Source organism: Citrobacter rodentium NBRC 105723 = DSM 16636, assembly GCF_021278985.1.
Taxonomy (GTDB): domain Bacteria; phylum Pseudomonadota; class Gammaproteobacteria; order Enterobacterales; family Enterobacteriaceae; genus Citrobacter_A; species Citrobacter_A rodentium.
Genome location: NZ_CP082833.1, coordinates 1,001,138 through 1,020,741, shown reverse-complemented (window position 1 = coordinate 1,020,741; position 19,604 = coordinate 1,001,138). Strand labels below are relative to the sequence as shown.

The window sequence follows — 19,604 nt, the reverse complement described above, 5'->3', positions numbered from 1 at the left end:
ATCAGTCACCTAAGTATTGAATGGTGATGTGGTATTTAAAGACGTGCTGTTCGATGCCGATCGGCTCGCGCTTACCTTTGCGCTGCAGGTAGCTGATTTCGGTCACCAGCCTGCCGCGGGCGTTGCGTAGTTCACGCCGGTCGCCGATATCCTTCAGCGTCCAGCCCGGCGGCAGCTGCGGCTGCCAGGCGCTGACCGGCCAGTGGCTGAGCATCACGTCCGCCAGCACCTGGCTGGCTGGCGGCAGCTGCGGCACCACGATGGACTGCTCGGTGTGCAGTCCTTTCTCGTCGTAGGTGAGCAGGAACAGCCGGATTCCCACGGACGACAGCCCCGCGAGGGTGATTTTTTTGTCGTCGGCGTTGAGCATCATCAGTAGCGACTGGGTTTTGCCGTTAAAGCTGCCGGTGAGCAGCTGTTGGGAATTGACCGCCGGAGAGATGCCCGGCGCAGGCAGCGTGACCCGCGCGCCGGGTTCCAGCCACGCCTGCGGACGGCCTTCCGGCGCGTCCGGCGAGTGGCTGCAGCCGGTCAGCATGAGCGCGCCGGTCAGAATCATGGCCCTGATTGCCGGATGGCGTAGCGCGATCCGGCGTCGCCATGCGGAAAAAATAACTGTCATCATCGTCTTTTCTTCTCTCTTCTGGTCGGCATGGCCAGCGGTGAAAGCAGGAACGCGGTAAAAATGCCGCTCACCAGCACAATGCCAAAACTGCCGATCGCCTGGGTGGCGCTGAACACTAACATGCCGAGCGTCAGCAGCGTGGTCAGCATCGCCAGCGTAATCGCCAGCAGCGAGGTCAACGGTGTGCCGCGCGGGTTGCTGAAAAACAGGGTGTAATTAATGCCAATCCCGAGCACCAGCACCAGCGCCAGCAGCGAGAACAGGTTGACCACATGTCCGCTCAGCGTCAGCGCCGCCAGCCCGCAGCCCAGCGAGAGCAGCGACGGCACCAGGCTGATAAGCCCTTTCCGCCAGCCGAGTCGGGCGACCGCGCCGCAGGCGATCACCGCCAGCGCCACCAACAGCAGGCCGGTCAATATGTGGCGATAGAGGGCGAAAAGTTCGTCAAAGGCGCTTTTACGATCCACCCACGCGACGCCGGAATAGCGCTCGCCAAGGGCCTGTAGCGCGGCGCTCTGCTTCACGCCTTCTACCGGCACCAGCACGCCGCTTTCGCCGTTTTCCCGCGTCAGCCACAGCAGCCGCCAGCCTTCGCTCGCCGGGCTGGCAAGCCAGGCGTCGACCGTCACCGGCATCGGGTTAAGGTTCGGGTTTACCGCCGTCATTCCGGCGCTGTTCAGGCTGCGGATGACCGCAGGTGCGGCGTTTCTCAGCAGCGTGACGTCCTGCTGCTGGCGCGCCAGCGAATTGAGCGGAATGTGGCGATAACCGCTAATCAGTTGCTCTTTTTTCGCCTGTTCCAGCGCGGGCTGGAAGGCTTCCAGCCGCTCCAGCGTCTGCTGCGCGGAGGCGCCGTAAACCACAAACCACTTCTGGTCGACGCTCTGGCCGGTCAGCGCGGTGATGGCTTTTTCCTGCGCCAGAATATGCTGCGGCAGCGCCTGAAGCTGGGAAATATCATCATCCACCCGCAGCGCCGCCAGTCCGGCCAGCGAGAAGAGGGCGAGCGCCGCCGGTAGCCCGACGATGAGCGCCTTATTGCGCCGCCAGGCCGCGAGCCAGCGCAGCATCAGCACCATCGCCGGCACCGGGCGCACCGGCAGGCCGCGGCACAGCCACGGATGCCAGAAAATGACCGTCAGGCAGGCGGCGGAAAGCCCTGCGGCGGCAAATACCGCCATCTGGCGAATGCCGGGGAAAGGGGCGAGCATCATAATCAGGTACGCCGCCACGGTGGTCAGCAGCGCCAGCAGCAGAGCGTTGCGCACTTTGGCGAGGCTTTGCCACGGCGTGGCCTCTGCGCCGTGCACCATCCGCTCGGTCAGGTAATAGAGCGTATAGTCGGCGGAGATGCCGATGATGCTCATGCTCATCACCAGCGTCATCAGATGCAGTTCGCCGAAGAGCAGCAGCGTAACCACGCTGCCCGCCAGCGCGCCGACGCCGATGGAGAGCAGGCACAGCAGCAGCGGGCGCAGAGAACGGAACACCGCGACGATCAGCAGCACGACCCCCAGCACCGTCGCCGCGCCGAGCGTCGAGATATCCTGCTTCGCCTGCTGGCTGGCGTAGTCGCTGTAAAACACCGTCCCGCGCGACAGCAGCTGCGCCTGCGGGTAGCGGGCTTTCAGCTCGCTTTCCAGCGCGCTGAGGGTGGTGACAAGCCGGTGCGTCTGCTGCATATCAAACGACGAGCCGGAGAGTTCGCCGTGCAGCAGATACCAGAAGTTTCCCTGCGCGTCCTGGGCCACCAGCCAGCCGTCCATCAGCCGCAGGCGCTGGCCGTTTTTCGCCATCGCCAGCTGCGAGCCGCGCATCAGCATCAGCGGATCGTTTTGCAGCTCTTTGCCGCTGACGCCGGAGAAGGCCGAATAGAGCTGGGAGAGGATCCATTGCGCCTGCGCCTCGCCGCCGTTTTGCAGGCGCGCGCGGGTGTCGGGGTCGATCAGGCCGTTGCGGTGCTGCCAGAAGAAGGCGCCCCACGCCTGCTGGCTGTCGGCGTCCATCGGGCCTTTCACCTCCGCCAGCGCCTGCGAGCGCTTCAGCAACGTCAGCCATGCCTGCGCCGCCTGCGGATCGGCCTGTTTGCCGGGGCTGACCAGCCAGACCAGCTGGCGGTCCAGACGCTGCATAAAGCCGTCGTTCAGGCCTGGCGGAATCGCCCCCAGCGTCTGCTTCGGCAGCATCGCCAGCACGCTGCTGTTCAGCCGCGCCTGCGGCAGTAGCGTCAGCAACAGCCCCAGCATCAGCAGGCAGGCCAGGCCCCATAACAGCGCCGGGCGTTTACCGGGCGGCAAAGCGTTGGCGTTCGTCATCGGTCAGTTGGGTCGGCGTCAGTTGGTGTTGAGAGAGGGTAATCTCTGTGCGATCGCCCTGTTTGTCGTTGAGCGTAATGTGCTCGAGATAGTTCCCTCCGGCCAGGTCGATAGTGGCGAAGATTTTGTCCAGCGGCGTGGTGACAGGAGTCAGGCGCAGCGTCCAGCGGCCCGCGCCCGCATCGGTAAATTCTACGCGGAAGTTCTGCTCCAGCACTTTCCGGTCCGCCCGGAACAGCGCGCGCAGCAGATGGTTAAACTGGAACATCTGCGGGTTATTTTCCGCGGTGATGGTCTGCGGCGGCTGGCCGTTGATGGTCTGCACCATCCGTTTATCGTCGAGCAATAGCTGCATCGGGAACGGGCGGGTTTGATCCCACAGTAGCCCCTGGTCGCGGGTGATCAGCATTTTCCCGCCGGATCGCAGCGGCTGCGGCAGATCCTTAATGGTGCGGGTTTGATCGAAATGGGCGCGCACCACCGGCTGTTCGGTAAAGCGCTGTTGCAGATCGTCCAGCGTCAGGGCGCTGACCAACGGGCTGATGAGCAGCGCCAGCAGCGGCAGGAATCTCATGGCGTCACCCCCAGACGTTCAAACAGGATATCCGGGCTGATAAAGCACAGCTCGCGGCTCTTTTCCTCCACCGCCACCTGAATGGTGTAGCCGGTGGTGGTGCGTTTGCCGGTTTCGGCGTCAAAAATTTCGTAGCCGATGCGCAGACGGTTCTCGTACTCCTCGAGACGCGCCCGTACGCGAATGCGCTGCTCAAAGGTCAGCGGACTGCGGTACTTGACGCGGGTATCGACCACCGGCCACAGGTAGCCGGACGCTTTCATTTGCCGGTAGCCGTAGTCGAACTGGTTAAGCAGCGCCTCGCGGGCAATTTCGAAGTAGCGGAAATAGTTGCCGTGCCAGGCCACGCCCATCATATCGACGTCGTGGAACGGAATGGACAGCCCGACTTCAGCCGTAAAACGGGGATCGTTAAGCACCCTTTACTCCTTATCTTTGGCATCCGGCAGACGCCAGAAATCGAAAAAATTAAACCAGTCGAGCGGCGACCGCAGCGCGTAGTGCTCAAGGCGTTCGGCGTAGCGGTCGATGGCTTGTTGCAGGGCGCGCTGGCGCTCGCCGCGCGGCAGTAACAGCGGGTCGGCGAACGGTTCGCAGTAGATGCGCAGTTTGTCCTGCTGGCGCAGGGCAAAGATCAGATCCACCGGGCAGCGCAGAATCGACGCCAGAATAAACGGCCCCTGCGGGAACGGCGCGGGCTGGCCCATAAAGCGGCTCCAGCAGACGCGCCACTCGCCGCCGCGCTGCGGGTTGACCGCGATGCGGTCGCCGACGATGGCGATCCACTCGCCGCGATCCAGCTTCTCTTTAAGCGCAATGGCGGTATCGGGGCCGATATCGGTCACCGGCAGCAGGTTCAGCCCGGCCTGCGGCGCCATCTCCTGCATGATTTGCTTAAAGCGCTGTGCGTTATCGCTGAACACCAGCGCGTTGATGGTTTTGCTGCCCTGCAATTGCGCCAGCGCCCGGCAGGCTTCGACATCGCCGAGATGCGAGGCCAGCAGCAGCTTGCCGCGGGAATCGCTGACGTTAAGCGCCGCCTCTGCGCCGGGGGCATACGCCACGTCGCGGCCAAAATGCAGTTCGCCGCGCCAGCTGGCGATTTTATCGAGCATCGCATGGCCAAAGCGCAGGAAGTGGCGGTAGCTGTTAAGCTCCGCAGGCACCGGCATCTGACGCGCGGCCAGCTGCTGGCGCACGCGGGCGAGCCAGTTTTGCGACGCGCGGCGGGCGGTGGTAGCGCTCAGCCAGTACGCGCCGATCACCGGGTACAGCAGCAGCGCGAAGGCGTTACGCCCCAGCAGTCGCCATACCAGCAGCATAATGCGCATTCCCCATAGCCCTTTCACCTCGTCCTGACGCGCCCAGTGCGGCGACGCGCGGCGAAACAGCAGCGAGGGAATGCGCGGCAACATGCCGAAGAACAGGCGGGTATGCATCAATGAGATGCGGCAGTTGTCCTTCAGCGCGTCGAAGTGCGACAGGCCATCTGCCGGATAGGTAACGCGGGTTGGCACAAAATAGCTGTCGTTGCCCTGCCACCAGAGGCGCACCATCACCTCGGTATCGAAATCCATCCGTTTGCCGAGCGTGACGCGTTGGGCCAGGCTCAGCGTCGGCGCCACCGGATAGACGCGAAAGCCGCACATGCTGTCTTTCAACCGGAACGAAAGGGTTTCAACCCACACCCAGACGTGCGTCACCCAGCGGCCATACAGGCGTGAACGGGGAATGGAATCGTCGTAAATCGGCTGCCCGGAAATCAGCGCCTCAGGGTGCGCCTGCGCCCGTTCGAGCAGCGTCGGGATATCTTCAATGGCGTGCTGCCCGTCGGCGTCCACCTGCACGGCGTGGGTAAATCCGGCCTGCGCCGCCGCCTGTAAGCCGCGGATCACCGCCGCGCCTTTACCGGCGTTTTCCGCCAGGCGAAGTAAGGTCAGGTTCGCCGTTTCCGCCGCCAGCCGCTCCAGCGTCCGCTGCGTATCGGCATCGCTGCCGTCGTCCACCACGATGCAGGGCAGGCCGAACGGCTGAAGGCGCGCCAGCACCTGCGGCATCATCGCGCCGTGGTTATAGCAGGGGATCAACACGCACGGTGAGAAGGTCAACGACATAGCCGAATTTTCCCGCTGCTGGCGGTATGGCGCGCGTCGCCGTCGTGGCGCTGATAGCTGAACGCCAGAAGCTGACGCGCCTCCTGCCAGTCAAGGGTAAGGGTGACGGTACTGTCCGGCAGCAGCGGCGCCTGGAACTTAACGTTCTGAATGCTGTGAAAGCGCCAGCCGGGGGCGAGCAGGGTGGTGGCGTAGTGCATCACCCAGTCCATCTGCGCCACGCCGGGCAGCAGCGGCTGAACGGCGAAGTGGCCGTTGAACCAGTACAGGGCGGGGTCGAGATGCAGTACGATCGCAATCTGCTGCGGTTGTGCCTGATGGCGCTCAATTTCATGGGGTTTCATGAAATAACTCCTGTAACTGCGCATAGACACGCTTGTTCATGCTATTGACCGGGATCTCGTCGATCACCCGCCAGTAGCGGGGAATGGCGACCGGCTCCAGCCACGGCAGCAGCGCGCGTCGCCATGCCAGCTCCTGCGCTTTGCCGCCGCGATGTCGCCACTGCCGTTGCGCGTCGCCATCCAGCACCAGCAGCACGCCCACTCCCTGACGACCGCCACGGGTAACGGGCAGCGCCGCGACGTCGCGGATGCCCTCCAGCGCCAGCAGGCGCTGCTCAACTTCACTGAGCGAAATGCGCTTTTCTTCGATTTTAACCACCCGGCCACGGCGTCCCAGCAGCCGGAACCGGCCGTTCTCCCCGAAGCGTAAAATATCATCAAGCAGCAGGCCGTTAACGTCGGCGATCAGCGGGGAAAAAACGCGGAAATTGCCACCTTCTGGCTCGAACCGCACGCCGGGGAAGGGCAGCCAGCTGACGCTATCCTGCTGGCGATAGCGCCAGGCGAGAATGCCGGTTTCGGTGCTGCCGTAGATTTCATCCGGCCAGACGTTGAGCCAGGCGGCGGCCTGCGTCACCTCCTGCCACGACAGCATCCCGCCCGCCGAGAGGATCATCGTTACCGGCGGCGGCGTAAGCCGGTGGTCGAGGCGTTTTAAAAACGCCGGGCTGCTGATAAACGCATAGCGAAGTTCATGGTCCAGCGCCGCAAGCTGCTCGGCGTACCAGAGCATCGCCGCGTGCAGCGGCAGGCCGAGCGCCATCGGCAGGAAAATGCGGAAGGTCAGGCCGTACAGATGCTGCGGCACGACGGAGGCGACAACGCGACAGCCCGTCAGACGTCCGGCGAAACGCGCCGCCAGCAGCCCGGCTTCGCGATCCAGACAGGCGACGGGCTTTACGATGCGCTTTGGCTGGCCGGTGGAACCTGAGGTAAACAGCTCGACGCAGGCATCCTCGCTAACCGGCGGAAAGATGAAGGCGCCTTCGCCGATTGATTTTGAGGAACTCACCACCAGAAGCGGCCCTTGCCAGCCGAGCGTTTTGTCGCTCAGCACGCCGTCAAATAACCCCCGCTGTTCGTTAAGCAGGGAAACCCGGCAGTGTCCCGGCATCAGCGGCGTTTTGCCCGCGTACAGGGTGGCGAGCAGCGCGACGATGAACAGATAGCTGTTTTCAAAGCAGAGCGCCCAGCGCGCGCCCGGCTGCTGTTGCAAATGCGCCATGAGTTGGGCGACGTCGTGGCGTAAATGGCCCAGCGTCCAGGTATGGTCGTCCAGCCAGGCGATCGGCGTGTCTGCGGGACGCGGCGCGGTAAGCCATCCGGCAAGCGTCAGGGTATCTTTCATTGTGGATCTCGTTTTATCAGCTGACGGCGCACCAGCCACTCGCCCGCCATCAGCGCGCCCATCAGTAAATAAGCAATCATGCCGTTCCATGCGGTCCATAGCGCCATATCGCCCAGCAGCGCGGTAAACAGCGCGATGCCGCCGTTCAGAATGAAAAAGGCGCACCAGATCTGCGTCACCCGGTGGGTATAGCGCACCGCCGACGGCGGAAGCTCCGGTTCGCGCAGCCTGGCCAGCCGTTCGACGATCGGCATGGAGGTCCACAGCGAACCGCCGAACACCGTAAGCATCACCCCGTTCACCACCACCGGGTAAAAGAGCAACAGCTGATGGGTTTTCAGCAGCGAACTGGCGACGCACAGGGCGATACCGGCTACCGCCACCACCCGGGTGACGGTACGCAGCGGCCCTGCCTGCCCCCTGGTCTGGCGAAAGCGCAGAAAAAGCAGCAGCGCCATCAGCGGAAGCAACCACTGCAGGCTGTTATGCGCCAGCCCGAAGCCGATCAGGAACGGCCAGGCGAGCAACAACGCGCCGGTCAGCAGTTTGACGCCAGGCAGCGAGCGAGCGCCTGACATGGCGATTACGCTTCTTTCAGCAGTCGTTCTACCGCGTCGACCACATCCTGCACGGTGCGCACGGCTTTAAACTCTTCCGGCTTAATTTTCTTACCGGTTTTCTTTTGCACATGCACGATCATGTCAACGGCGTCGATGCTGTCCAGCTCCAGATCTTCATACAGGCGCGCCTCGGGGCTGATATCCTGCGGGTCGATTTCAAACAGCTTAACCAGCAGCGCGGTGACTTCGTCATAAATGGCTTGTTGTTCGGTCATAATGGCTCTCCTCAGGCACGTTGCGCGTGAATGAAAGACGCCAGCGTGGCGACAGAGAAGAAGTGCTGGCGCATCTCTTCACTTTCCGCTGAGAGCACCACGCCGTACTGATTTTTTACCGCCAGACCCAGCTCCAGGGCATCAATCGAGTCCAGCCCAAGCCCATCGCCGAACAGCGCCGCCTCGGTGTCGATGTCGTCTGGCGACAGTTCGTCCAGATTCAACGTGCTGATGATGAGATTTTTAATTTCGAGATAAAGCGCTTGCATCATTAAGTCCTGAGAGAGATAACGTACATGGTTGTAATTTCAACAAAAGATGCCGGTTTAGCCGCCTTGCCGCCAGCGCCGGTTCTGGTGAGTCTGCATCGTAAAAGTGGTTGATTTTCAGTCGCTCGCGCACCTCGACGGTGAACAGCGGTTTAACGGGTGGAACCTGATACCATTTGCTTTCTTTATCGAGCATCCGTTCGCTACAGTGGATAGTGACTACCCGTAAATCGCTGTGGCAGCGTACGGCGATATTGGCCGCGCCGCGCTGTAGCGTCATCGCTTCGCCGGGACGGGTGCGGGTGCCTTCGGGGAAGATCAGGATAGTGTCGCCCTGCGCCAGCCGCTGCTGGCTGGCGGGCAACAGCGCGTCCGCCTGGCTGTTAACCAGATAGTCGGCGGCGTGCACCACGCCGCTGAGGAACGGGTTCTTCAGCAGCGCGCTTTTTACCAGACAGTCCGTTTCCGGCATCACTGAGGCCAGCAGCACGTAGTCGATAAGCGTGGGGTGGTTAGCCACCACCAGGCAGCCGCGATCCTGGCGCAGAATCTCCACCCCCTCCATGCGATAGTCCAGCACGCCAAGCAGCCGCGTCACCGACAAAAACAGACGGAAGCTGGCGGCAATGCTGCGCCGGGCAAGGCGGCGACGGCGGACGGGGTCGCGCACACAAATGAGCAGAACGTTAAACCAGACGACGGAAAGCAGCAGCCCGCCGAGGCTGAACAGGGTAAAGCAGACGCCGGTCATGGCAATGCGCCATAGGCGGTTCAGGGCGCTAAAGAGGGCGTTCATGCGCGACTCCAGCGCCACTGCATCCGTTCGCCGGGGAGCATAAAGGCAACGCTGTCTTGTAAAAAGTGCTGTAAAAACAGCAGGCTTTGCGCAAGCGTCGTTTCCGCGCCCGCAGGTGCCGGCTGCGTCTGACAGCGCCAGTCGTCGCCGGCTTCGCACACCAGCGCGACCGCATACGGCCAGGTTGGCATACCGTCGGGCAGGTGCGGGTGATAAAACTCAGGAAGGAAACCGTCGAAGTCGACCATCAGCACGCGCTGATAGCCCGCCTGTAACAGACACATCACTTCACACAGCCCCTGCTGGAAGGTGTCGCGTCCTGCGGAAAGGGATGAGGAGACGATCGGTTTTTTCGCCGCGATGGTCAGATTGCCGACGGCGGAGTTGTGTACCGACAGGGCGAAATCGGTCGGCGAAAGCGCCTGTTCTGTCGCCAGCGCGTGCAGGATGCGATGGTTACGCTCCAGTTCGCCGTGACGGCTGGTATATAGCACCGCATCAATTTCATGACGGCGCAGCATGGCCAGGCCGCACTCCACGGCGAGCTTGCTGCCGGAACTAAGTCGGCGGGCGGTCATCATCGGCAGTTCGCTTAATTTGCCCTGCGCCGCCGCGGGATCGATGGCGTGCGGATGCCGTGACCACTGCCGCCACTGTGTCGAATCGCTAAGCCCTGGGGCCATCGCCTGCCAGTCGGTAATGTTTAAAGAGAATTTCATCAGCGCGCGTCCGCGGTAAACCGGTGATTCCTGTAGCGTCGTGACGCTACTTTGTTATATTTTCTTTTGACATATCAGTAAGGTATGCCCAACGCCTAAATTGTCGTGGCGTTCTTCTACCCGGAACCCTGCCGTTTCCAGATAGCCATAAAATTTCTCTGCGCTGTAGAACCGGCTGTTGCCGTTCGCCATGCAGGTAAAATAGAGTGAAGACGCATTCAGACTGAATGAGGCGGCTTCAAAGCGCTGCGCATCCCAGAACAGCTCCATTACGCACAGTCTCGCGCCGGGTTTCATCACGCGTGCGACATTGCTGAGTATGGCGACAATTTGTTCGGGCGAGAAGCAGTCGAGAAACTGGCTCATCCACCAGATATCGGCGTCTGTGGGTAAAGGCGCGTCGCCAAGCATATCCACCGCATGAAAGTCGATGCGATGAGATAATCCTGCATTCTCGATATTTTCACGGGCAAGTGCAATTTGTTGTGGCAAATCTAATAGCGTCACCGCGATATTTTCATCGTACCGGCAACAGCGTATCGCCCATTTTCCCGTATTGCCGCCTACATCGTACAGGGTTGCAGGACGGCTGGCGAATACCAGCGGTAATGCCGCGTCAAATGCGCCGTCGGAATAGTAATGATCGAAGGCGAACCAGCTTTCTCGCGCCGACGGCGGTAATTGCGACAACGCCGGATAAATGGTGGGCCAGTCGCCAAATACTTTTAAACCGGAGGGTTTTCCCTCTTTCAGCGCTTCTTCTAAAAAAAACAGCCCCTGATAACAGACGTCCTGGGTGAAATCCATATTCACGCGGGTCATGGCGTCATGCAAAAGGAAATGTCCGATTTTCGCCAGATAATAACGGCCCGCTTTCTGGGTGACGATGCGTCCGCTTAATCCCATATCCAGCAGTACGCTGGCGGCATATTCGTTAACGTGGCTGTGTTCAACGATCTCGGCAAGCGTCGCGCCCTTCTTCCGCTGATTGTCGAGATAGGCCAGTACGCCTGCGTTGCGCAGGCAGCGCGCGGTTTGAAAAAGCATCGGGGCGAAGGCGATACGTTGCGCTTCAGCGATCGCATCCAGTGCGCTGAGAGAGTCCTGTTCGTACATGGCGAGTATAACCCGTTAAAAAAGTAATAAAGAGGTTATCGGGCCAAAACGGCCCGATTTTAATTATTTTTCAGGCTTTACTGACCGGCGCCAGCTGACAGATTTAGCTGAATGTCTTTATCCAGATTACGTACCCAGCGGTTATAGTTTTTATGAATTTTGCCGCCGGAAGCCAGCAGGTTAAGACTGCTTTCGTATTGAATATCGTAGCGGGTCGCGCTGTAGGTAATACGGACTTCCGCCACGTGGTCGCGAGACTGCTGGCGCGCTCTGATTACGCCCGGACCCGCTTCGTTCATGATCCATTTGCGCTCAGCGCCCGCTTTCAGGATCGCATTTTTAACCTGATCCTGCGTGTGGCCCGCGCTCACGGTCGAGTGAACCTGATCGATTGGCGCAGTGCGCGCACAGCCCGCCAGCGCGCCGACAACGGCAAGCGCCGCAAACCATTTAATGTATTGTTTCATTAACTTTCCCTATAAAATATCTGGTTATTTTAACATTGTTAGTCTATGAGAATTGTTTTTCAGCACCATAATACCGCTTATTTCTTAAAGTGACTGTGACGAAATGCAGGGAAAATTCTGTTTTTAATGAAAGTGGCCGGACGGAGAATAATTCTTTTATGGAACAGGATATTAGTTAATTCTGATTAATTTAAGCGAAATTAATTGTGAGTATTAATTCGTATGAACATATTTACCACATAATATACATTATGCTGACAAAAAAATCGGCGCGTTTATTGATACAGTAAAGTAACAACATCGCGCCTGATAATAGTGTCCCGGCTAAGGACGTAAAATGCCATCGTTTGCCAGGGCTGGTTTACCCTGGCAAACGGCTTTTGGGTCGGCCAGGGCCAAGCAGTATCGCCAGTTTGCTGCCGCCCTTGGTGGTTTCCATCCAGATTTTACAGACGCTGGTCAGCGGGACGGAGAGCAACATCCCCACCGGGCCAAGCAGCCAGCCCCAGACCAGCAGCGAAAGGAACACCACCAGCGTCGACATGCCCAGGCGATGGCCCATCATGCGTGGTTCCACCATATTGCCCAGCACCATATGCACCACCAGGAACAGCGCGCCGACCAGCACGCACTCGTAGACGCCATTAAACAGCAGCGCCTGGATCATCGGCGGGACGGCGGAAATCACCGAACCAATGTTGGGCACGTAGTTCAGCAGGAACGCCAGCACCCCCCACATCAGGGCAAACTGGATATTCATCAGCTCCAGACCCAGCCAGATAATCACCCCGGTCCACAGGCTGAGCAGCGTCTTCAGCGCCAGATAGTGCGAAACCCCCTTCAGCGCCCGGTGCAGCCCGGCAATATGAATCTGCGGATTGTGCAGCGCAAAACGCATCTTGTAAGGCACGTGGCGGACTTCAAACAGCATAAAGACGACGGTCATCACCAGCAGCACTACGCTTGCCATCGCGCCGGAAAGTTCGGTCATCAGCGTGGTGGTGAAGGACATGATTTTTTCTGAATCCATCCGTTGCAGCATACGCTCCGGCGATATATGCAGATTAAGAAAGGGCATCATCTCCTGAAGATACATCAGCTTACGCGTCAGCTCCTTGTTGAATTTCGGCAGCATGGCGAGAAATTCGTTGAGCGACGCAGCAAGCACGCCAACCAGCGCGGTGAGGGCAAACAGCATCACCACCACCACGATAGCGATCGCCGCCGGGCGCTTTACGCCGCGGCGGATAAACCAGGTGACCAGCGGATTGAGTACGATGGCGAAAAAGAGCGCCAGCAGCAGCTGCACAATAATATCGGCGGCGGCGTGGATCCCGGCGAGGATCACCACCAGCGACGCCAGCTTAAGGAGAATGTGCATGCCCGTTTTGTCGGGCTGAGGGGTCGTCATTTATTATTCCTTCCTGAATATTTTTATTAAGTGTAGCGTCTGGCTTGCTACTGATATTCCTAATCTGCCTGCTGATTTTCATACCGTCGCATGGTAGAACTGAAACACTGTGGTAAAAACGTGGTGACTCCCCATGCCCGAACCCGTCGTTGAACCGGCGCTTAACGGATTGCGCCTGAATTTGCGCATTGTCTCTGTTGTGATGTTTAACTTCGCCAGCTACCTGACCATCGGCCTGCCGCTGGCGGTGCTTCCCGGCTATGTTCATGATGTGATGGGATTTAGCGCCTTCTGGGCGGGGCTGGTGATTAGCCTGCAATACTTCGCCACCTTGCTCAGTCGTCCCCACGCCGGACGCTACGCCGATTTACTGGGGCCGAAGACGATCGTGGTCTTTGGCCTGTACGGCTGCTTCCTGAGCGGCGCGAGCTATTTACTGGCGGCAAACGCAAGCTCCTGGCCGATTGCCAGCCTGCTGCTGCTGTGCCTGGGGCGCATTATTCTGGGCATCGGCCAGAGCTTCGCCGGAACGGGGTCAACGCTGTGGGGCGTCGGCGTCGTCGGCTCGCTGCATATCGGTCGGGTGATATCGTGGAACGGTATTGTCACCTACGGAGCGATGGCGATGGGCGCGCCGCTCGGGGTGCTGTTCTATCGCTGGGGCGGCTTACAGGGGCTGGCGCTGACGATCATGGGCGTCGCGCTGCTGGCGGTGCTGCTGGCGCTGCCGCGCCCGGCGGTGAAGGCGAACAAAGGTAAGCCGCTACCGTTTCGCGCGGTGCTTGGGCGGGTCTGGCTGTACGGCATGGCGCTGGCGTTGGCCTCCGCCGGGTTTGGCGTCATCGCCACATTTATCACCCTGTTTTACGACGCCAAAGGGTGGGACGGCGCGGCGCTTGCGCTGACCCTGTTCAGCTGCGCCTTTGTCGGTACGCGACTGCTGTTTCCCAACGGCATTAACCGGCTGGGCGGGCTGAACGTGGCGATGATCTGCTTTAGCGTCGAGATTATCGGCCTGCTGCTGGTGGGGGCGGCGGTAATGCCGTGGATGGCGAAACTCGGCGTGCTGCTGACGGGGATGGGCTTCTCGCTGGTATTCCCGGCGCTGGGCGTGGTGGCGGTGAAAGCGGTGCCGCAGCAGAATCAGGGGGCGGCGCTGGCGACCTATACGGTATTTATGGATCTGTCGCTCGGGGTAACGGGACCGCTGGCGGGCCTGCTGATGAGCGTGGCGGGCGTCCCGGTTATTTACCTTGCGGCGGCGGGACTGGTGGCGATTGCGTTACTGCTGACGTGGCGGTTAAAAAAACGGCCTCCGCAGACACCTGAGGAGGCCGCTTCATCAGCGCAGAACGTTACTGGATAACCAGCGTGTTGATGATGTTTTCCGCTGTGGTTTGCGCTTTCTGCTGATCGTCGGCAGGCAGCGTAATTTGCAGGGTCAGCAGCTGGTTATCCACCTTGCCCAGCAGGACGGAAGAGTACGCCGTCTGGCCTTTTGCCGAGATAATGCTGTCTAACTGTTGCAGGGTGTGGCCTTTTAGTTCGATAGATTTATTGGTCACCACCTGCAGCTGCGGGTCACGGGCGCGCTGCTGATCTTCCAGACGTTTTGCCAGCACCGCCAGATCTTCACTGGTGTTGTCGCCGACAATCACGATCACCGCTTTCTGACCGGTGGAATCAGAGTAAACGTGCATATTGTTCGCCTGGGTGCCCAGCTTGCCGCTCTGATCGGTCATATCCGCGGGCAGTGAGAAGCTGAGTTTACCGTCGAGCAGGGTAATCGGCTGACCGCTAGCCTGACTTTCTGCCGCTGCGCCGTCTGCCGGCGCTTTCGTATCGCTATTATCACAGGCCGCCAGCCCCATCACCAGCAGGCCAACCCCGACATATTTAACCAGATTGCGCATTGACTTCTTCCTTTCGATAAACGGCCATAACGGCTCATTCGTTCATCTTAACACAACTCAGAAAACGAGCCCTTAACTCGCCTGCATCGCCGGGAATTCAGATTTATCTGTCAGCCTTTTCAGCAACATATTCAGCAGCACGCCGTACATCGGCAGGAAGAAAACGATGCTGATAAGCACCTTAAAGCAGTAGTCGACGAGGGCGATTTCCATCCAGTGCTCAGCCATAAAGGCATCCGGGCTGCGCCAGAAGGCGATGAAGAAAAAGGCGAGGGTATCGCTGACGTTACCAAATAGCGTCGAAGCGGTCGGCGCCAGCCACCAGCGACGGCTCTGCCGCAGGCGGTTAAAGACGTGTACGTCGAGGATCTGCCCCAGCGCGTAGGCCATAAAGCTGGCGGCGGCGATACGGGCGACGAACAGGTTGAAGTGCGCCAGCGCGCCGAATCCCTGCCAGGAACCCATGTAAAACAGCGATGAGATAACATAGGAAACCAGCAGCGCCGGGATCATCACCGCGAAAATAATCCGTCGGGCCAGCGGCGCGCCAAAAATGCGCACGGTCAGATCGGTGGCGAGAAAGATAAACGGAAAGCTGAACGCGCCCCAAGTGGTGTGAAAACCAAAAACGGAGATGGGCAGCTGTACCAGATAGTTGCTGGAGGTGATCACCTGCAGATGAAAAAGCGAAAGCCAGAACAACGCTTTTACGCGCTGCGATTGAGTAAACGAAGCCATGTTGTACCTTTTTAGTTTTTGGGGTGAGGGAACCCAATACGTGCTTCACGCTATTTTACTTGCCATTTTGCCTTCGGGCGGTGCTGGCCTCAGCTAAACTGGCTGCGATAATAACGCGTCTTAAGCCTGGTAAGGCCGCGGCATGATACTGCTTTAGCCGGAGTTTGCAATGGTTGTTTTTCACGCAATCGTTAACCTGATTGGCTTAGCGCGCAACTGGGCGTAAACTACGACGGTTTGTCAGTAAATGAGACCACCATGAGCGATCTGTTTTCCTCTCCCGACCATACCCTTGACGCCCAGGGCCTGCGCTGCCCGGAACCGGTAATGATGGTGCGTAAAACCGTGCGCGGTATGCAGAGCGGCGAAACGCTGCTGATTGTCGCCGACGATCCGGCAACCACCCGTGATATTCCGGGCTTTTGTACCTTTATGGAGCATGAGCTGCTGGCGCAGGAAACCGACGCGCTGCCCTACCGCTATCTGCTGCGTAAAAGCTAAGAGTCTGTCCCATCAGGCTAAGTTATTTGCCATTTCGAACCCTGGCAGGGCTTAGACAAAATGCGTTAGGGTACTGAATGCCCTTCAGGACGCCCCGAAGGGTAAGCTTTGCGAATAATGCTCACGCACGCTATATACGCTCCGGCTCTTTCGCGCTCTCCGTATTCAAATGACCGCAGTAATCACGCTGTTAAGGACATTTATCCGGAGGTGCGACAGACTATACCTGCCCCGATAAAATTATTACCTTCTAAAATTTGAATTAATGTATTCATAGTACGCATTTCATTCTTTCAGATAACCCTGATAATCGACGTTAAATTGAAAGAATTTATTTTTTCGCTATGCAAATTCCTTTTGTCAGCGTAAGAATTAATTTCCAGGGTTATTGTTACCACTGTTGTATTACCTCAACATGTAATAAAGGGATGAAATGAGTGACATTGTTTACCTGACGATTGCAGGGGAACAACAGGGCGCTATTTCTGACAGTTGTGGAACCGCTGATTCAGTTGGGAACCGTCGACAAATCGGTCATGAGAACGAAATTTTTGTTTTTTCGCTCACGAATATTATTACCAGTACCGGTAATGGTTCGCAACAGCATGGGCTGAGTTTCAAAAAACTGATCGATAAAAGCACACCATTGTTGTCAAATGCGATTAATAATAACGAGCAGTTATATATGGAGTTTTATTTCTTCCGCATCAATCCATATGGAAGATGGGAGAAATATTACTATCTTCAACTGCGGGGCGTTTTCATAACCAGTATCCGTCAACTATTTTCGGCAGATGATTTAGATACGGAAACTATTGTTGTAAATTATGAATATATCCTCTGCAAACATCTTATTGCCAATACGGAGTTTGACTATCTGGCGCTTCCTGCTGACTATAACCGCCTGTTTATACCAGCCAAAAATGGAAAGGCCAACAATGCTTTAGCAACGTTGAATAGCAAGTCTGTCGGTAGACTTCTCGCTGCTGGCGGGATTTATAACGGGAATATCGAAGGCTTCGAAGAAACCGCGAAAAAGCTGGGGGGAGAAGCCCCTGATGGCTACAACCAGGTGATGGATAACCAGGGCCTACTGATTGCTGGTGCGTCGTTGATGGCTGGATCAATGATGGGGAGGATGAAGTTTCCGGCAATTGAAAAAATGCACTATTCTGGCGCAAAAGGTCCGGTATCAGGACGCACTTTTGACCCTGAATTAGCCGGGGGGCCAATAGAGTATCTGACCACTGAAGGTGCAATCATTGACAGTGCCGGTATCGCTACGGTAGAAAAACATATTTCTCGATTTGAACATGATCCTGCTAATGATGTAATGATTGCTCGTTTGAAGCGTATCTTAAAGGGTGAGATTACTGCAGAACAGGTTGATCTCAATTATTTCACTCATGAATGTCGGGAATTTCAGCGTTACTGTAATTTAGGATGGGAGGCTGGAGAGCCTAAGGGGCTCGAAGGCTATATTCTTTGGAATAATGCGCATGCAGCTACTCTTGCAGATTACAGAATTACAGATGCAGAATTATTCCATCCGGAGGCTTTAATAAATGATTTCAAAAATTGAGTTAGGCGTTCTTAAAGTTATGGCCCTGAAAGATGGGGACTGGAATTGGTATGTGTTGGATAGGGTGCTTTCGACCCGGAATATACCCGGATTCGGTTATGTTCCAACAGTCGTGAACCGTTTAGTGGAAGAGGGTTTTGTTGATGTCATAAATGATTATGAAAATTCCCGACAGACTTTTATCGTATCTGAAAAGGGGCATGAATTCCTTAAAAATCATATTATTGAAGAATAAAAATTGGTGATGTTTACATAGCGGGTGAAGTAACATAAGCATGTAAACATCACAGTTCTAAACCATCGTTTCAAAACTTCACAATTTTGTGAAGTGCTTCACCTCCGCTTTTCAGGGCGTAGTCTAGTTTTTAATAGTGCAAAACTAAAACACTGTTTTAACACTTACCTCACTGTCCTGGAGCTCACATAATGAAAACGACTCTCAAGCCGTTACTGGCCGCTCTGTGTCTGTTTGCTTTTACCTGCGTCGCCTCTGCTCAAACGATTAAAGCCGCCGATGTCCACCCTGAAGGCTATCCGAACGTGGTGGCGGTGCAGCAGATGGGCGAAAAATTAAAACAACAAACCAATGGCGAACTGGAAATAAAAGTCTTTCCGGGCGGCGTGCTGGGGGATGAAAAACAGATGATTGAACAGGCGCAGATGGGGGCGATCGACATGATTCGCGTCTCGATGGCGCCGGTGGCGGCCATCCTCCCCGATATCGAAGTCTTTACCCTGCCGTATGTTTTCCGCGATGAGGACCATATGCACAAGGTCATTGACGGCGATGTCGGCAAGAGCATCGGCGAGAAGCTGACCAATAACCCAAAATCGAAGCTGGTGTTTTTAGGCTGGATGGACTCCGGCACGCGTAACCTGATCACCAAAAAACCGGTGGTCAAGCCGGAAGATTTAAAAGGTATGAAGATTCGCGTGCAGGGCAGCCCGGTGGCGCTGGCAACCTTAAAAGATATGGGCGCCAACTCGGTGGCGATGGGGGTCAGCGAAGTGTATAGCGGTATGCAAACCGGTGTGATTGACGGCGCGGAGAACAACCCGCCGACCTATATCGCTCATAACTACATGCCGGTCGCCAAAAACTACACCCTCAGCGGCCACTTTATCACGCCGGAAATGCTGCTCTACTCGAAGGTGAAATGGGACAAGCTCAGCGCCGACCAGCAGCAAAAAATCCTCACTCTCGCCCGCGAAGCGCAGTTCGAACAGCGCAAGTTGTGGAATGCCTACAACCAGCAGGCGCTGGAAAAAATGAAGGCGGGCGGCGTGCAGTTCCATGACATCGACAGGGCGGTGTTTGTGAAAGCCACCGAGCCGGTGCGCGCGCAGTATGGCGAAAAGCATCAGGATCTGATGAAAGCCATCGCGGATGTGAAGTGATCCAGCCCCGTTGCGGAGGATGTATGTCCGAACTCTACCTGAAGTGGATGGATCGCCTGTACCTGCTGGCGATGGCGATTGCGGGGGCGTCGCTGCTGGTGATGACTATCGTCATTCCCATCGGTATCTTCTCGCGCTATGTGCTTAACCGCGGGGAGTCCTGGCCGGAACCGATCGCCATTATCTGTATGGTGACCTTTACCTTTATCGGCGCGGCGGTGGGCTACCGCGCCGGATCGCACATCGCGGTTAACATGCTCACCGACCGCCTGCCGCTGGTGCTGAAAACCGCCTGTGCGCGGGTGGTGGAGCTGCTGATGCTGCTGATTTCGCTGATCATCTTCTGGTACAGCTACCTGCTGTGCGTGGAGCTGTGGGAGCAGCCGGTGGCGGAATTCCCGATTATGACCTCGGGGGAAAGCTATCTGCCGCTGCCGATTGGCTCGGCGATTCTGATTTTATTTGTCCTCGAGCGCTTGTTCTTTGGCTCGCAGGAACACCGTCCGGTCGTGACGATCGGCAACCACGGGTAAGGGGTG

The 19,604-nt window shown here is 57.6% G+C and carries 23 protein-coding genes; 6 read left to right on the top strand and 17 right to left on the bottom strand.

What is annotated here, in order from left to right; translation table 11 throughout:
• Position 1 precedes the first annotated feature (1 nt).
• From K7R23_RS04845 to K7R23_RS04775, 15 genes are all read right to left on the bottom strand, one after another.
• Complete coding sequence (locus K7R23_RS04845) at positions 2-622, bottom strand: DUF3261 domain-containing protein (protein WP_012908262.1); 621 nt, start codon at positions 620-622, stop codon at positions 2-4.
• On the bottom strand, positions 622-2,940 hold the full coding sequence (locus tag K7R23_RS04840) for an MMPL family transporter (protein WP_024133030.1): 2,319 nt from the start codon (positions 2,938-2,940) through the stop codon (positions 622-624). Before K7R23_RS04840 ends, K7R23_RS04845 begins: the two co-directional genes overlap by 1 nt.
• Positions 2,909-3,514: a LolA family protein gene (locus K7R23_RS04835; RefSeq protein WP_012908264.1), complete on the bottom strand. Its 606-nt coding sequence runs from the start codon at positions 3,512-3,514 to the stop codon at positions 2,909-2,911. Before K7R23_RS04835 ends, K7R23_RS04840 begins: the two co-directional genes overlap by 32 nt.
• Positions 3,511-3,933, bottom strand: a complete 423-nt coding sequence (locus K7R23_RS04830) for an acyl-CoA thioesterase (protein WP_012908265.1) — start codon at positions 3,931-3,933, stop codon at positions 3,511-3,513. Before K7R23_RS04830 ends, K7R23_RS04835 begins: the two co-directional genes overlap by 4 nt.
• Before the next feature lie 3 nt (positions 3,934-3,936).
• On the bottom strand, positions 3,937-5,628 hold the full coding sequence (locus K7R23_RS04825) for a glycosyltransferase family 2 protein (protein WP_012908266.1): 1,692 nt from the start codon (positions 5,626-5,628) through the stop codon (positions 3,937-3,939).
• Positions 5,619-5,972 (bottom strand): ApeI family dehydratase, encoded by a 354-nt coding sequence (locus tag K7R23_RS04820; protein WP_012908267.1) that lies wholly within the window; start codon positions 5,970-5,972, stop codon positions 5,619-5,621. The genes K7R23_RS04825 and K7R23_RS04820 overlap by 10 nt, the downstream gene beginning before the upstream one ends.
• Complete coding sequence (locus K7R23_RS04815) at positions 5,959-7,320, bottom strand: AMP-binding protein (protein WP_012908268.1); 1,362 nt, start codon at positions 7,318-7,320, stop codon at positions 5,959-5,961. Before K7R23_RS04815 ends, K7R23_RS04820 begins: the two co-directional genes overlap by 14 nt.
• Positions 7,317-7,898 (bottom strand): COG4648 family protein, encoded by a 582-nt coding sequence (locus K7R23_RS04810; RefSeq protein ID WP_012908269.1) that lies wholly within the window; start codon positions 7,896-7,898, stop codon positions 7,317-7,319. The genes K7R23_RS04815 and K7R23_RS04810 overlap by 4 nt, the downstream gene beginning before the upstream one ends.
• A gap of 5 nt (positions 7,899-7,903) precedes the next feature.
• The gene (locus K7R23_RS04805; RefSeq protein WP_012908270.1) at positions 7,904-8,155 is read right to left on the bottom strand and encodes an acyl carrier protein; all 252 of its coding nucleotides are present in this window, start codon (positions 8,153-8,155) and stop codon (positions 7,904-7,906) included.
• 11 nt (positions 8,156-8,166) lie between these two features.
• A complete protein-coding gene (locus K7R23_RS04800; RefSeq protein WP_012908271.1) occupies positions 8,167-8,424 on the bottom strand; it encodes a phosphopantetheine-binding protein in 258 nt (85 codons plus the stop codon).
• Positions 8,399-9,220 (bottom strand): lysophospholipid acyltransferase family protein, encoded by an 822-nt coding sequence (locus K7R23_RS04795; protein ID WP_012908272.1) that lies wholly within the window; start codon positions 9,218-9,220, stop codon positions 8,399-8,401. The genes K7R23_RS04800 and K7R23_RS04795 overlap by 26 nt, the downstream gene beginning before the upstream one ends.
• A complete protein-coding gene (locus K7R23_RS04790; RefSeq protein WP_012908273.1) occupies positions 9,217-9,939 on the bottom strand; it encodes a beta-ketoacyl synthase chain length factor in 723 nt (240 codons plus the stop codon). Before K7R23_RS04790 ends, K7R23_RS04795 begins: the two co-directional genes overlap by 4 nt.
• A gap of 54 nt (positions 9,940-9,993) precedes the next feature.
• Positions 9,994-11,055 carry a methyltransferase gene (locus tag K7R23_RS04785; RefSeq protein ID WP_012908274.1) on the bottom strand — a complete coding sequence of 354 codons (1,062 nt, stop codon included), beginning with the start codon at positions 11,053-11,055 and terminating at the stop codon, positions 9,994-9,996.
• 77 nt (positions 11,056-11,132) lie between these two features.
• Entirely contained in the window at positions 11,133-11,510 is a 378-nt protein-coding gene (locus K7R23_RS04780; protein ID WP_148222148.1) for a hypothetical protein, read from the bottom strand.
• 373 nt (positions 11,511-11,883) lie between these two features.
• The gene (locus K7R23_RS04775) at positions 11,884-12,933 is read right to left on the bottom strand and encodes an AI-2E family transporter (RefSeq protein ID WP_012908276.1); all 1,050 of its coding nucleotides are present in this window, start codon (positions 12,931-12,933) and stop codon (positions 11,884-11,886) included.
• A 133-nt stretch (positions 12,934-13,066) separates the two neighbouring features.
• Between K7R23_RS04775 and K7R23_RS04770 the strand changes: the two genes are divergently transcribed.
• Entirely contained in the window at positions 13,067-14,299 is a 1,233-nt protein-coding gene (locus K7R23_RS04770) for an MFS transporter (RefSeq protein ID WP_012908277.1), read from the top strand.
• On the opposite strand, the gene K7R23_RS04765 is transcribed toward K7R23_RS04770, so the two are convergent.
• Together K7R23_RS04765 and K7R23_RS04760 are read right to left on the bottom strand one after the other, a co-directional pair.
• Positions 14,289-14,846 (bottom strand): DcrB family lipoprotein, encoded by a 558-nt coding sequence (locus K7R23_RS04765; RefSeq protein WP_012908278.1) that lies wholly within the window; start codon positions 14,844-14,846, stop codon positions 14,289-14,291. The two genes, K7R23_RS04770 and K7R23_RS04765, sit on opposite strands and share 11 nt — an antisense overlap.
• A gap of 72 nt (positions 14,847-14,918) precedes the next feature.
• A complete protein-coding gene (locus K7R23_RS04760) occupies positions 14,919-15,584 on the bottom strand; it encodes a 7-cyano-7-deazaguanine/7-aminomethyl-7-deazaguanine transporter (RefSeq protein ID WP_012908279.1) in 666 nt (221 codons plus the stop codon).
• Between the two features lie 258 nt (positions 15,585-15,842).
• On the opposite strand from K7R23_RS04760, the gene tusA reads away from it, so the two are divergent.
• The 5 genes from tusA to K7R23_RS04735 all read left to right on the top strand — a co-directional run bounded on the left by tusA (position 15,843) and on the right by K7R23_RS04735 (position 19,598).
• Positions 15,843-16,085, top strand: a complete 243-nt coding sequence (gene tusA, locus K7R23_RS04755; protein ID WP_024133032.1) for a sulfurtransferase TusA — start codon at positions 15,843-15,845, stop codon at positions 16,083-16,085.
• A 433-nt stretch (positions 16,086-16,518) separates the two neighbouring features.
• Positions 16,519-17,667, top strand: coding sequence for a type VI secretion system tube protein TssD (gene tssD, locus K7R23_RS04750; protein ID WP_012908281.1), 1,149 nt, complete (start codon positions 16,519-16,521; stop codon positions 17,665-17,667).
• The gene (locus tag K7R23_RS04745) at positions 17,651-17,902 is read left to right on the top strand and encodes a helix-turn-helix domain-containing protein (RefSeq protein ID WP_024133033.1); all 252 of its coding nucleotides are present in this window, start codon (positions 17,651-17,653) and stop codon (positions 17,900-17,902) included. Before tssD ends, K7R23_RS04745 begins: the two co-directional genes overlap by 17 nt.
• A gap of 191 nt (positions 17,903-18,093) precedes the next feature.
• A complete protein-coding gene (locus tag K7R23_RS04740; RefSeq protein ID WP_012908282.1) occupies positions 18,094-19,065 on the top strand; it encodes a TRAP transporter substrate-binding protein in 972 nt (323 codons plus the stop codon).
• 23 nt (positions 19,066-19,088) lie between these two features.
• A complete protein-coding gene (locus K7R23_RS04735; RefSeq protein ID WP_012908283.1) occupies positions 19,089-19,598 on the top strand; it encodes a TRAP transporter small permease in 510 nt (169 codons plus the stop codon).
• The last annotated feature ends 6 nt before the right edge of the window (positions 19,599-19,604 follow it).

Excerpts from the sequence above, each read along its gene's own strand:
- K7R23_RS04845 (WP_012908262.1), bottom strand. The coding sequence starts at position 622 with ATGACAGTTATTTTTTCCGCATGGCGACGCCGGATCGCGCTACGCCAT.
- K7R23_RS04840 (WP_024133030.1), bottom strand. The coding sequence starts at position 2,940 with ATGACGAACGCCAACGCTTTGCCGCCCGGTAAACGCCCGGCGCTGTTA.
- K7R23_RS04835 (WP_012908264.1), bottom strand. The coding sequence starts at position 3,514 with ATGAGATTCCTGCCGCTGCTGGCGCTGCTCATCAGCCCGTTGGTCAGC.
- K7R23_RS04825 (WP_012908266.1), bottom strand. The coding sequence starts at position 5,628 with ATGTCGTTGACCTTCTCACCGTGCGTGTTGATCCCCTGCTATAACCAC.
- K7R23_RS04820 (WP_012908267.1), bottom strand. The coding sequence starts at position 5,972 with ATGAAACCCCATGAAATTGAGCGCCATCAGGCACAACCGCAGCAGATT.
- K7R23_RS04815 (WP_012908268.1), bottom strand. The coding sequence starts at position 7,320 with ATGAAAGATACCCTGACGCTTGCCGGATGGCTTACCGCGCCGCGTCCC.
- K7R23_RS04810 (WP_012908269.1), bottom strand. The coding sequence starts at position 7,898 with ATGTCAGGCGCTCGCTCGCTGCCTGGCGTCAAACTGCTGACCGGCGCG.
- K7R23_RS04805 (WP_012908270.1), bottom strand. The coding sequence starts at position 8,155 with ATGACCGAACAACAAGCCATTTATGACGAAGTCACCGCGCTGCTGGTT.
- K7R23_RS04800 (WP_012908271.1), bottom strand. The coding sequence starts at position 8,424 with ATGCAAGCGCTTTATCTCGAAATTAAAAATCTCATCATCAGCACGTTG.
- K7R23_RS04795 (WP_012908272.1), bottom strand. The coding sequence starts at position 9,220 with ATGAACGCCCTCTTTAGCGCCCTGAACCGCCTATGGCGCATTGCCATG.
- K7R23_RS04790 (WP_012908273.1), bottom strand. The coding sequence starts at position 9,939 with ATGAAATTCTCTTTAAACATTACCGACTGGCAGGCGATGGCCCCAGGG.
- K7R23_RS04785 (WP_012908274.1), bottom strand. The coding sequence starts at position 11,055 with ATGTACGAACAGGACTCTCTCAGCGCACTGGATGCGATCGCTGAAGCG.
- K7R23_RS04775 (WP_012908276.1), bottom strand. The coding sequence starts at position 12,933 with ATGACGACCCCTCAGCCCGACAAAACGGGCATGCACATTCTCCTTAAG.
- K7R23_RS04770 (WP_012908277.1), top strand. The coding sequence starts at position 13,067 with ATGCCCGAACCCGTCGTTGAACCGGCGCTTAACGGATTGCGCCTGAAT.
- K7R23_RS04765 (WP_012908278.1), bottom strand. The coding sequence starts at position 14,846 with ATGCGCAATCTGGTTAAATATGTCGGGGTTGGCCTGCTGGTGATGGGG.
- K7R23_RS04760 (WP_012908279.1), bottom strand. The coding sequence starts at position 15,584 with ATGGCTTCGTTTACTCAATCGCAGCGCGTAAAAGCGTTGTTCTGGCTT.
- tusA (WP_024133032.1), top strand. The coding sequence starts at position 15,843 with ATGAGCGATCTGTTTTCCTCTCCCGACCATACCCTTGACGCCCAGGGC.
- tssD (WP_012908281.1), top strand. The coding sequence starts at position 16,519 with ATGAGTGACATTGTTTACCTGACGATTGCAGGGGAACAACAGGGCGCT.
- K7R23_RS04745 (WP_024133033.1), top strand. The coding sequence starts at position 17,651 with ATGATTTCAAAAATTGAGTTAGGCGTTCTTAAAGTTATGGCCCTGAAA.
- K7R23_RS04740 (WP_012908282.1), top strand. The coding sequence starts at position 18,094 with ATGAAAACGACTCTCAAGCCGTTACTGGCCGCTCTGTGTCTGTTTGCT.
- K7R23_RS04735 (WP_012908283.1), top strand. The coding sequence starts at position 19,089 with ATGTCCGAACTCTACCTGAAGTGGATGGATCGCCTGTACCTGCTGGCG.